At 58.6% G+C, this 12,290-nt stretch carries 7 protein-coding genes and 4 pseudogenes; 2 read left to right on the top strand and 9 right to left on the bottom strand.

The window, feature by feature from the left end:
* Positions 1 to 117: pseudogene (locus tag ACE3UG_RS20790) on the top strand (IS3 family transposase); the annotation flags it as partial.
* A 318-nt stretch (positions 118 to 435) separates the two neighbouring features.
* On the opposite strand, the gene ACE3UG_RS20785 reads toward ACE3UG_RS20790, so the two are convergent.
* Both ACE3UG_RS20785 and ACE3UG_RS20780 read right to left on the bottom strand, forming a co-directional pair.
* On the bottom strand, positions 436 to 1,923 hold the full coding sequence (locus tag ACE3UG_RS20785; RefSeq protein WP_374627470.1) for a DUF2235 domain-containing protein: 1,488 nt from the start codon (positions 1,921 to 1,923) through the stop codon (positions 436 to 438).
* Between the two features lie 29 nt (positions 1,924 to 1,952).
* Positions 1,953 to 2,465: a DUF3304 domain-containing protein gene (locus ACE3UG_RS20780; RefSeq protein WP_374627468.1), complete on the bottom strand. Its 513-nt coding sequence runs from the start codon at positions 2,463 to 2,465 to the stop codon at positions 1,953 to 1,955.
* 248 nt (positions 2,466 to 2,713) lie between these two features.
* On the opposite strand from ACE3UG_RS20780, the pseudogene ACE3UG_RS20775 reads away from it, so the two are divergent.
* Positions 2,714 to 3,416: pseudogene (locus ACE3UG_RS20775) on the top strand (IS3 family transposase); the annotation flags it as partial.
* A 348-nt stretch (positions 3,417 to 3,764) separates the two neighbouring features.
* Here the strand turns inward: ACE3UG_RS20775 and ACE3UG_RS20770 are convergent.
* The 7 genes and pseudogenes from ACE3UG_RS20770 to ggt form a co-directional block, all read right to left on the bottom strand.
* Positions 3,765 to 4,718 (bottom strand): annotated as a pseudogene (locus ACE3UG_RS20770) (integrase core domain-containing protein).
* Positions 4,719 to 4,794: 76 nt separating this feature from the next.
* On the bottom strand, positions 4,795 to 5,421 hold the full coding sequence (locus ACE3UG_RS20765; protein WP_374627465.1) for a hypothetical protein: 627 nt from the start codon (positions 5,419 to 5,421) through the stop codon (positions 4,795 to 4,797).
* Between the two features lie 357 nt (positions 5,422 to 5,778).
* A complete protein-coding gene (locus ACE3UG_RS20760) occupies positions 5,779 to 6,306 on the bottom strand; it encodes a DUF2846 domain-containing protein (RefSeq protein WP_374627462.1) in 528 nt (175 codons plus the stop codon).
* 250 nt (positions 6,307 to 6,556) lie between these two features.
* On the bottom strand, positions 6,557 to 6,901 hold the full coding sequence (locus ACE3UG_RS20755) for a hypothetical protein (protein ID WP_374627476.1): 345 nt from the start codon (positions 6,899 to 6,901) through the stop codon (positions 6,557 to 6,559).
* Between the two features lie 50 nt (positions 6,902 to 6,951).
* Positions 6,952 to 8,283, bottom strand: a complete 1,332-nt coding sequence (locus tag ACE3UG_RS20750; protein WP_374627474.1) for a GYF domain-containing protein — start codon at positions 8,281 to 8,283, stop codon at positions 6,952 to 6,954.
* Positions 8,283 to 9,335 (bottom strand): RDD family protein, encoded by a 1,053-nt coding sequence (locus tag ACE3UG_RS20745; RefSeq protein WP_374627460.1) that lies wholly within the window; start codon positions 9,333 to 9,335, stop codon positions 8,283 to 8,285. Before ACE3UG_RS20745 ends, ACE3UG_RS20750 begins: the two co-directional genes overlap by 1 nt.
* 1,202 nt (positions 9,336 to 10,537) lie before the next feature.
* Positions 10,538 to 12,286: pseudogene (gene ggt, locus ACE3UG_RS20740) on the bottom strand (gamma-glutamyltransferase); the annotation flags it as partial.
* Positions 12,287 to 12,290 lie beyond the last annotated feature (4 nt).

The following is a 12,290-nucleotide window of genomic DNA, read 5'->3' as shown; positions in this document are numbered from 1 at the left end:
TACACGCGGGAATGCCTGGCGATCGATGTGGCGGGATCGATTCGCTCACGCCGAGTCATTGAAGTGCTAAGTCGGTTGATCAGCGTGCACGGAGCGCCCCGTTATCAACTGTCAGAGAGGCGGACTATAGCTTTCTCATAGAAAGCCGGAGGCGATTTCTCCATGAGGCGAAGAAGCTTCCCCTACTACTTGTGTCGAGCAAGAAGAAAGTGGAGCCGAACTACCTTCCGACACTGACGGGCCAGAAGACAACATTGTTCTGGCATGGCCCCATTCCCGTGTTGACTGACAAGAAGAACGCTTTCCGCTTCGCCCTCGATGCCAGTTCTCCTTACGCGGGAGTCGCGCTCAGGCCCGGGGAGCTGGAACCCTAGGCAAGAGAGACGGGAGCATGATTGCGCCGGAGCACTGATGCGTGCACGTATGCGCTGCCTATTAGGCACCTGGAGAAAATGCGGCCCTTGGCGATCTCGCTGCGTCAAATATCGCCGCTTTGGCTGCGATAGCGTCGCCGCTCGGCGTATTGTTCCACGGCACATCCATAATGCGTCGAGGCCGCAGGTACCCGCTTGAGTCGACGTCGATGAATCCAGCCCGAGAATCGTGCACGTACTTGTCAAAGAAGCGAATGAGGTTCGGGGACAGTGTCGGCGGATTGAGCCAGGCATCCCAATAGGCGAGTTGCTCGTCAGTCAGCGGCGCGGTCATCGGTGACGCGCCTCCAGCCGTCTCGATCGTGCGCTTGTATTCGTTACGGTCGGTATTCCACAAGTACGTCACCCACGCCCGCCAGTTCATCGTGTCGGCGTCACGCGACATGCGGTGATGGAGATCCTTGATTCTCAGCAACTGCGCATCCACTTCCGGGTTCACACAACTGACCGTTCGATAGACCTCCCATGGGTCGTTGCCGAAGCGCACTTTCAGCCATCCGTAGTACAGGCGCATGTGCTGAAACACTTGCTCTTCGAGCGCGCTGCCCATGCCGACGGTCATTTTGTACTCGTCGAGGAGAGACTTGAGGTCGGCGTCGTATTCGAATAGATCATTGACATTCTTGCCTGCCATGCTCGGCGGAGTAAACGGCACGCCGCTGATGGCTGCCTGAAGTCGCATCTTGTTTAGCGTGATGCGAGCAAGCGCGTCGGAGCGCGCTTGCTCGTTGGGCCGATAGCCGCCGCCCACGTCGGAATGGACGCCTGGGAACACAATTTCTTCGTGCAAACCTGCTGAATTACGGACCGGCGTGAGCGGGAAACATGCGCGCAATTCATGCGCGGCGACAAAATGTAAGCAGCGATCGACCTGCTCCGGGATATCGGTCCGCATGCTCGACAGGTTGTGTGCGGGCAGCCCGACCGACTCGACGGTGTCGAACAAGCCGAGAAAGCGGAAGTGCAGCGGAGCCGACTCCCCGTCGATAGCCGTCGGGCACGGCCAGTGAGGTACGTTGTCTTTGAACGTGCACTTGGCGAGAAGACGATTGACGAATGCCCGCGCCAGAGTCGCGCCACGCGAGAAGCCGAAAACGGCGACGTCGATACGTTTGACCTTGTGGTTTGACGTTAGTGTGAATCGGAGATCGTCCTCGGCCTTTTCGAGGCGAGCATCCCAACCCAAGCCCATCGCGCCACCGAGCATCTCGCTATCGCGAATCTTGTCCACCCATCTCGGATCGCTCGCATCGAGCCGCGTGCCGACGCCGGGATAGTAGTGTTTTCGAATAAGGGGGCGTTCTTCGCGATGCGCTTCGTGCAGTCGAGCGATATTGGAAAGCTTTTCCAACGGCTCATCGATCTTCCGATTGTTACCGGTACCGTCGAAGAAGAAACTGATCCACGGCTTCTGCTCACAGGTGGCGCATGCAGAGAAGTCCTCAGCGTAGAGGAGCGTCGCCGTCTTCCAGGCGCGCAGATTGTCCATCGGATCGTCGTCTAGCCAATCTTGCATTCTTATTCCCCCATCCGTCGCATCACGCGTAGCCCCGAAAATAGCTGATCGACGCGAGGGTTCCTCGCCCCCCTTGGATCGTCTCCAGGGATCAACTCTGCTTCGATTTGGCGCGAGGGGAAGAAACGCACAATCAGATAGCTGTGCCGATTCGCGTTTGTGGACGGTGCTCCCTTCACAACTGCTTGTTGGCTATAGGTCTTCCACAATGACTTAGGGTCGTTTCCGTCGCCCACACGCCACACCACCTTGATTGCCTGCCCCACGCCGGGCATCAGTGCGCAGCACTCCGTCGCGCCGGTGCCGCCATGCGAAAATTCCTTAACCTGGATGCCTCCAACCCCGGTTTGTTGCCCGTCAACGGTCTGGATCTCGAAGTCTTGGATGTAGTCCTCGGTGTAGTTCGCACTCCAGGCAGATACATCGACGTAACCAAGTTTGCCAATGCCGCCATTGGCACAGCCCGCTATAGCCAGCAGCACTGGAAGAAGTAGCAGTGACAGCCTCTGAATCATTGAATCTCCCGTGGAATGCGACGGACCCGACGGCGAGTTCACCGTGGCCGAACGAGGTAAGTGGTCGACGGCTCGGACAGTCGTTTCAACCTTATGGGAATCTACCGCTCGCGGAATCTAGCGAAGGCGAGCTGAAATTAATATAGGAAAAGCCTCAAATTTTGGTCGTACAGTCGCGCCATACTGTAGTGGTCTAATCTCCCCGGACACCAATTTAGGCGAAAATACTCGCCACGAAGAGGTGTCTGATGAGCAAACAACGTCGTACTTTTTCCCCTGAGTTCAAGCGCAGTGCCGCATCTCTAGTTCTCGACCGGAGATAGCCACGTCGATGCCAGCCGGTCGGTCGGGGTCGCGGAGTCGGTTCTGCGCCGTTGGGTTCAACAGCTGCACCAGGAACGCCGAGGCATCACGCCTCAGAGTCCTGCAATGACGCCAGAGCAGCAGCGGATCCAGGAGATGGAAGCGCGGGTTGAACGCATCGAGAGGGAGAGGACCATTTTAAAAAAGCTACTGCGCTACTGATCGAACGTCTTGAATCGCGAGTTCGATGTGGCGGCGCCGAATCAAGTCTGGTGCGGCGACATCACGTATTTGTGGGCGCAGGGACGCTGGCATTATTTGGCCGTGGTGTTGGACCTGTTCACTCACCGCGTTGTGGGCTGGTCATTCTCGACGAGCCCCGACGCCGATCTGGTGGTGAAGGCATTAGACATGGCGTTCGAGCAACGCGGTCGGCCTACGGATTTAATGTTCCACAGCGACCAGGGCGGTCAATATGTCAGCAGAAAATTCCGTCAGAGACTATGGCGCTATCGAATCAAGCAGAGCATGAGTCGGCGTGGAAATTGTTGGGATAACAGCCCGATGGAACGCCTGTTCCGAAGCTTGAAAACGGAATGGGTGCCGAGCACTGGATACATGAGTGCTGGAGAAGCGCAGTCAGATGTCCAAACGACATGGCTGACCAGACGTTCGCCCAGTATCGAGGAACACCACGTGCGTCTACGAGTGTTGGGCCTCTGAGAGTCCGCGGAACGGAGGGATGTGACAAGTACAGGTACGGCATCGGAACAATCACAAAATGGTGCCGAATCATACGTGAAGTGTTGTTCGTTTTCCTAGTGGGAACCAGCGATAACGCAACACCCAAAATTGGTGCCATTGATTCGCATAATGTACATTATGTAAAATCAAACGTCGCCGAAAGTCACCGCGCGCCTCGTTTTCCTTCGCCTAGAATAGTCTGCGGACGCAATTGGTAATGCGCCCGTTTTCCACGGTCGGCAAAAGTAGAAACTAAGCGGCCATGGCCAGCCGCTGCTTCGGGGTAAAACCGCCCAATGCCATATTTGGGCGCTCGTGATTGTAAGTCCACATCCAGTCGGTCGCTGCCTGCCGAACCTGCTCCAGATCTTCCCACAGATATTGCGATAGCCATTCGTATCGGGCGGTCCGATTGAACCGTTCGATGTACGCGTTCTGTTGCGGCTTGCCCGGCTCAATGTATTCCAGCCGGATACCTAGCGTCTGCGTCCACGTCACGATCGCTGCGTTCAGGTATTCTAGGCCGTTGTCACAACGAATGACCTTCGGCCTACCAGTTGGTCATGCATGAAGTCCATCGACCACACTTCATTGATGGCCTTGGGCACCGATAGCGGCTGCGGCGTCTCGCGCACCAGCCGCTTCTTCGGCTTGATACGCATATTGAGCTCCAGCGCGCGATAAATCCGGTAAATTCGCTTGTGGTTCCACCCAAAGCCTTTCACATTGCGTAGGTAGAAATAGCACAGCAGAAAACCCCACGTACGGTGGGCGCCGGTAATGCGCAGCAGCCACTCGGCAATCTCTTCGTTCTCTGTGTTGAGCTTCGCCTCGTACCGATAGCATGATTCACTGATGCCAAACCCGACACAGGCCGCAAGTATCGTCAGCCCTCGCTCCTGAACAGCACGCTTTGCCATCTCGCGTCGGCGAGATGGCTTCACCACTTTTTTGCCAGGGCCTCTGCGACCACCTCTGCCTTGAGCTTTTCCTCGATGTACATCTTGCGCAGCCGGGCATTCTCCGTTTCAAGCTCCTTCATACGTGACATCATCGAAGCATCCATCCCCCGAATTTCGAGCGCCATTTATAGAACGTTGCCGAACTGATACCCAGCTCCCGGCATACCTCCGGCACCGCCACGCCGGCTTCCGCACGCTTGAGCGCTTCCATAATCTGGCTGTCCGTAAATCTTGACTTCTTCATCTGCAGAACTCCCTCTTAACGAGAAAATTCTACTTCTCCCGACGCCGGATTTCCGAGGGCATTACCCACTCATAGCTCATTTTCCAGACAATTCGCGTACTGTCGAAGCATCGATAGGCTGGATGGCGGCGAGAATCTTGGCTTTTGTCTCAACATTCTCGATGACGTAGTAATGCTGAATCTTTCCAGCATCGTTAGGAATAAGTGCTGCAACAATCAAGCCGCCTAAGATGTTGCCGCCAGCATTAGCCCCAATCCCCGGAGCCATGCCGGGCGCTGCCGCGCCTTGCACAATTCTGTTCTGAGCAATGGTGTCTACCGCCTTTCGTGCGTTGGACTCGTTGGCAGCATTCGTTGGAATTGGATTCACTATGAAGAAGCGTACGTCCTGACTCCGGTCTCTTGGGACATAGATTCCCCCGGTGAAGGATATGCGGGCCTGTGTTTCTCTCTGTTGCCAAAGCGTCTTTTCGCCAGCGAAATAATAGGTCCCCTTCGAGTCTTCGCCAATCGCCGGGTAGACTCCGGGATTTGCCCCCGTTTCTATAGTTTTACTGGTTAATCCGAGGGTGGTCACATCCGAAAATCCCTCGGTTAGCACGATGGCCTCTGCGTGCTTCGGCTTTGCAAGTTCATCCCGCGCCACCACAGTGACACAAGCGCTAAGCGACAGACAAAGCGCCATTGCGAATAGACTTCTCATACTTTTCCTATGCAAACAGCCCAATAATCCCCGAGCCGGTTGAGAGCGCGACAGCGAGCGCCGTTACCAGTGCTGCGCGCTGATTTGGCCTGGCCGACTCTGCCCCGGCATTGAGCATCCCAGCGATCCAACCAGCCTGCGATGCCGTAGCCTCACCTGGCTCACACGCACCCCAGACCGGTTTTGTCACGACCCGACTAGCCTGAAACCAAAGCCACGCCGCCCACAACCCGAGGATAGCGCCGGAAACTCCAACGACAAGTGCAATGAGACGCATCGTGATCACCCTTGCTTTCTGGCCAGCTCTACGTGCCAGGATCAATTCCCCGTGCGGCAAACGTTTTTCACCTGGCGTACTCACTCCGGCCGAACTTTCGCGTTGATCTCCGTCAACCCGAAGTTCTCCTGGAACTTCTTGTCCGCAATTTCACGCGGCCCAACATAGGAGGACATCCGCTTAAGCTTCCAACTGAAGCAAATCATGCCGTACTCTGCTGGGCACCGATTGGTGTCGAACGACACATAGACGGTCTCTCCAGCCTCCACGGTCAGGATCATTCTGGCCGGATCCATATCGGGGCCCATCCAAGCTTGCCCCCAACGCTGCTCGAGGTGATACGTCCCCGGACTCAGCGTCATCCACGAATACCCGTTGCGGTCAAGATCGAATGCGGGAACATCATTAAGGTAGAACTTTGCGGTACGGCCACCAAGTGTGAACCGGTTGTATCGGTAAACGTAGACCAACCCCTTATCTTCCGGAACGTTCCTCACGGACTCGTATGCTGGTCCCATTGCACCGCAGGCTGTGAGCCACTGCGTTGCGGACAAGGCCATTACGACGGCATAACTGCGTAAGCTGATTCCCCCGAATGTTCTTCTCATTTTTCTTCTCTAGCGTTTTAAGAATTCTTTCCTTGGTGTTAACCTCGACCTCGGTTTCCGAGTCAACGGAACACGCCAATCGAAACGTATTGCTCAGCCAATTTGTGCCCGATTCCATAGTCGAGTTCGTCGCCATTTTCGCAACGAAGGACCGGACCTTTCTTCCCCGAAAAGTCAGTACCGGTCTCCGCAATCTTCCTACGCGTTCGCTACGAGCGCTCTCGGAAGTGCTTTGCAGTTGCCAGTTTCCTCAAGGCGTAGCCTGAGAACGCACAAGTAAGTCCGGGAGGCAGTCCGCGAATACCGACTGGATCGCGCTCACGGATTTGGTGGTGGCTTCCTCGCCAATGAGGATAGCCGTCGCCATTCCGGTCACTGTGCAAAGCCCATTCGAGTTGCGCAATACTTGCGTAGCCGAGGCCAAAGGAAAGCCGTCTGAAATGCGTTGCAAAGGATGGATGCCGGCATGCACGAACGAGTTCATGGCGCTCCAAGACTGATCTTTGAAATGGGTCAGCATTTGATAAGCCGCTACCGGCGCACCCTTCCCAATCCTCCTACCGATTTGCTCGATCATCTCACTCACTCCAGGGATACATTTGGCAATCCGCTCAGCCTCCGGAGTGAGTGGGGCCTGAAGCTTCTCTATAGCGAACTCTCTCTTCCGTCCCCGATCGATCGCTGGAGCGTCTCCCGCAATATGTCGACGGCGCGCGCATGCTTATCGTACGGCTTGGTGAGATCGAGCGCGAGGTACCAGAAGCGCTGGCCCCGCTGAATCACCTCAAACTGAATGCGCGCATCGGCCTGCTTGCGCGAACGCGCGACGGCCACCCATTTCGAGCCTGCCGTCCCGGCACCGCCTCGCACGATGCGGCCCGGATTGTCGAACGCGTACTTCTCCGCATTCGCCCGCATGAAGTTCGCCACGTACTGCGACAAGCTGGTTTTGCTGGCGATGTCCGCGCCCAGCGTCACGACGGCTTGCCCGTCCTCGGTGGCGAAAAGGGAAATACGGTCCCCCGAGCGATTGCTCGCCTCGGTGTACATCCAGATGCCCTCGATGCGTACGGCGGTCTGTGTCACAGGATTGCGCCAGACGAACGAGGTATCTGCCGGGGGCACGGGGGCTGGCGGCGTCATGCCCGAACCGTCGATTCTCGCCCGAGGCATGGGGGCCGATGCATCTGCCTGGGCCGCCGTCCCGGCCGACTTGTCCGTGCCGCCAAGCATCATCCCCGGATTGGACAGCATCGCGATGAGCCACACACCGAACAGGACTAACGCCACGACAATGAAGCGGATGGTCTGGGAGTCGGTCACCGGCCGTCCAAGCACGCGGCATTTTGTCCACAGGTCATATGCGGCGGCCTGCCCGCCGCGCACACGCAGAAACTGCCAGAGTTGCGTGCCGATCGCAATCAAGCCAATGCCGAAACCTAATCCCACCACCCCGACCAGTAGATTCCGACCGAAATAGCGAGGGAGCGATGCCCGTTTGCCACGCGCGTCGACCACACGAACGCCAAGCATCGCTTTGCCCGGGGTGTTGCCGAAAACTGCGGCGATGATGGCGTCAATCAATGGAAGGCTGAAAACGAACAGCGCGGTTAGCAGCACGCCATGCTCGGCGAGTGATGGCATGAGCGCTTCTCCCCGATTCAATCCGCGTGTAATCGTGAGCGCAAGCCAGAGCACTCCCCCAACGAAGACTATATCGAAGCATCGCGCAAAGTACCGCGCCCAAGGTCCGGCCAGACGCAGATCGTCGATCAGCGTCGCAATCTCCGGCACGTCGGCGAGCCGCTGCCAGTCGATCATCCCCTCCCGCCAGACCAGCGTCTGCGGCGTGACGTCGCCCGCCAGCGCCCGGCCACGGAGTTCCGCCGTCGTCACGGGCCCTGCACGATTGCCGCCATGCTCGAACCACCACACCGCAGCAGCGCTCTGCCCTGCTCCCTCCATCGTTAGATTCATCACGGTTGCGGTCGTCCCAGTATGGTTCTTGCGATGCGCTCGCATAAATCCTTCAATCGCGGCGATTCGGCCTTCGCGCCGGCCTTGTCGAAGGCAACCAGGAGCCAGTAATCGTCATCATGGCGAAAGATGGTGACGATACGCGGCGCCTTGTCGCCGCGCGTGACCGCATGGACCCGCCAGCGCTCCCACGCTGGCCCAAGGGTGTCGAACGTGCCGCCGTCGTCGAACGCGAGTCGGTGCGCATTGGCATCCATATAGGCACGAGCGCGCGCCTGCGTCGTCGAGCGGTGCATCGTCACCCGATAGAGCAGCGCGCCCGAGGAACCGTCTTCGCTCTCGAACACGACCACCGGCTTGAGGCCGTTGGGATTGCGCGGCACAGTGGACGTGTGGTCCACCCAGCCCAGTGGTACGCCCACGGACTCTTGCGTGAGCGGGTTCTGCCACGTTGCGCCGATCGGTCGGATCTCGTCCGCGCGATTCTGCTCACGCAGCGCCCAACTGCTAAGCGCGATCAGCACCAACGGAATGATCAGCGGTGCGCCCGCGACGACCTTTCGCCCCGCCGAAATCTCGCCCGTGGCAAGCACCCTCACACCCGTGTTTTCGTCATAGGTCGCCGGCTTGCCCGAGCCAATGCGCCAGATCTGGATCGTCGGCATGATCACGGACATCAGCCAGATGCCCAGGCCAAATCCGGAGAACCAGATATGGACGTTGCGGCCCAAGTACGCCCGTCGCGACAGCCATTTGCCGTGCCGGTCGACAACCTCCATGCGCAGCAGCTTCTTGCCAAACGTATTGCCGAACACCGCGCGAATCACACCGTCGACGACCATCACGGCGAGCATCCAGCTCGCGCTCAGCATCAGACCGGAGATAAGCGGCGACAGACCATCGCCATGCTGCCCGAACGGTGACGACTGGTTAGCGGTGAACACTACAAGCGCGATGAGGCCCGCAACGCAGGCGGCAATGAAGTTGTCGATGAGCCGCGCACCAAGACGGCGCATGGCGCTGGCATCGGTTGGCGTGTCGTCCGTTGGCACTGCGATAGCAGATGCCGGCAATGGCGGTGGCTTCGCGGCGATGGCGGGCTGTGCCGCAGCAGTAGTGTCACGCTCGCTTGGCAGCGGCGGTGGACTGGTGCGATGCGGTGCCTCTGGATCCTCGGAGGTCGCCCCGGGGCGAGTGCCGTGAAATCCGGGCTCGATGCGTTCCCTGCCCGGAACGTCGTCCGGCACGATAGATGAGGAAGCCTGACGCCGAAAGGCGAAACCAAGTCCCAAGAATCCCGTAAGCCCCATTTGCGCCCCCTGCGCCCGCGCTCGCCGAGACTTCACACCTCAAGCGCGCCGGTCAATATTGTTGTTGTCCCTGCCGTTGTGTCCGGCCGGTGACCTTGTTAGGTGTGCTGTATTGAACTGAGCGTAGATTTTAATGGAAGACGCACTGAATCGGGTGAGTTGCGGCGCGGATACGACACTTGACGCGGCCTCCAGTCATTGGCACATGCGATGCATCCCTAAGCGTGTCGTCGCGCTACGACATATTCACGGCCACCGTTTTATATGGCATTGAAAAGGATACCGAAGCAGCGGATGGCCATGGCCGCGCACTTCCTATTTCCGCCTTCACTCGAGCCGATTCAGACTCCCGGCCAGCGCAGCGTGCAATCACCCCTGACAATTGCTGACTCGCAGATCGAAATGATTCGGTGATCTGGTTCAATTGTTCACGAGCGGCCAAAAACACGTCTTGCGGCGCTTGCTTCCGCGGATGAGGCTTGGCACTGCGAGCCCGCCAGTCAAATGACTTGGGCTGACGGCCCAGTACGTAGCTGACGACGTTCTTCGGTCCCGGCGGCGAGGTATTCGATCCGTTCACCGGCGTCGTATTTGGCGCTGGGCGCTCAACGATTGAGACCGCGCGCCATGATCTGCCCTCTTCCACTTGTCTTGCCCAAACAAAAAGCGGAAGGATTGACTCCTTCCGCTTCGGCATGACGCACTGACTATGCTCGGCGATCCATCAAGGCCAGCGAGATATCGCCGGTGCCCCCGATCTTCGCGAGGCTGCCGCTCTCCTGTGCCTGGGCAACCGTCGAGATTGCGACGGCGCGAAGGGCGGCACGAACGATGTCACATTTCAGGGTGATCGATCGTTCGTAACCTCAATGGGCCGTCGCGGGCGTATTTGCGCGGACACGCGCGCCAGCAGCCTTCGGTCGCACAGAAGGTTTCGCCTCCCCATAGCCGACGGCCGTCCCGGCCGGTCGGCGTGGGTCATTGGCGCCGTAGATGAATCCCGGGCGGACATTGCCCGATACGGACGAGTCATTTCCAGAACTCTGGCGGCTGGCCGCTTCGGTGCCCGGCAGGCCGACCATGATGAGCTCCGCCGCGCCCCAGGGCGTTTGCTCGACCATTTTGTAACCCATCGCGCGAAGCTTCTCGAGCGTGTCGGCCGACAGGCCCTGCGCTTCGTAATAAACCTCGTCCGGCAACCATTGATGGTGAATGCGCGGCGCATCGACCGCGTCCGACGGCGTCATGCCGAAGTCGATCACATTCAGTGCCGTTTGCAGCGTGATCGTGATGATGCGTGACCCTCCCGGCGAACCCAGAACCATGAACACCTTGCCGTCTTTGGTCACGATCGTGGGCGACATCGACGACAGCGGACGCTTGCCCGGCGCAATCGCATTGCGCGAACCCTGCACCAGTCCATACAGGTTCTGTGCACCGACCTTGACAGTGAAGTCGTCCATTTCGTCATTCAGGAAGAAGCCTGTCCCCGGAGGAATGACGACAGCGCCAAAGCGGCCATTGATCGTGTACGTCGTGGAGACGGCATTGCCGTCCTTGTCGAGGATCGAGTAATGCGTCGTCTCCGGCTTCTCGTGCACGGCCATGCCCGGCTGTACGTCTTTCGATGGCGTGGCCTTGTCCGCCGAAATCAAGTTGCGGATGCTCGCCGCGTACTCCTTGCTGATCAGCTTGTCGATCGGATTCCGGATGAACGCCGGATCGCCAAGCAGTGTGTTTCGGTCGACATAAGCGTGACGCATCGCCTCGGTCATGTAATGGATCGTCGCGGCCGAATTGAAGCCCATCGAGCGCAGGTCGTAACCCTCCAGGATATTCAGCGTCTCGCAAAGCGCCACGCCACCGGAGCTAGGCGGCGGTGCCGAGATGAAGTCGTAGCCCCGGTAGCTGCATTTGAGTGGCGTGGTGTCCTTAGCTCGATACGACGCAAAATCCTTCGCGGTCAACAGGCCACCGTTCCTGCGTGATGCGGCTTCGACAACCTGCGGAATGTGCCCTTTGTAGAACGCGTCCGGGCCGTTGCGTGAAATAGCTTCGAGCGTGCGGGCCAGATCCTTTTGCACCAGACGATCGCCAGGCTGGAAAGGCGTGCCGTCGGGGCGCAGGAAGATGCGCGCGGCATCGCGATCGGTGCGAAAGCGCGCAATCGTCGTGTCCAGAATGTCGGTGTCGGCGCGCGTAAGAACGAACCCGTCGCGGGCAAGCTTGATCGCAGGCGCCATCACCTGTTGGCGCGTCAACTTGCCATACTTGCGTTGCGCCAGGTCCATGCCGGCGACCGTGCCAGGCACGCCAACGGCACGATATCCGTACAGGCTTTCCCCTGGCTTTACCTTGCCGTCGGCGTCCAGATACATGTCCGCCGACGCCGCCGCCGGCGCGGTTTCACGGAAGTTGATAAACCGGTCCTGCCCATCGGCCAAATGGATCGTCATGAAGCCCCCGCCGCCGATATTGCCGCAGCACGGATTGACGACCGCTTGCGCATAACCCACGGCAACGGCCGCGTCGACGGCATTGCCTCCCATCTTGAGTATCCGCACGCCAATATCCGTCGCCAGACTCTGTGAAGTTACGACCATGCCGCTCTCGGCTTCGACTGCAGGTACCGACGCGGCCATCGCTTGGAAATGCAGGGCTGACAAGAACGCGAAAGCAAGAATTCGCCTCATGGAT

This window comes from Pandoraea sp., from assembly GCF_041919235.1.
Taxonomy (GTDB): Bacteria; Pseudomonadota; Gammaproteobacteria; order Burkholderiales; family Burkholderiaceae; genus Pandoraea.
Note: the sequence above shows the minus strand (reverse complement) of the source record. Positions and strands in the feature narration are given on the sequence as shown.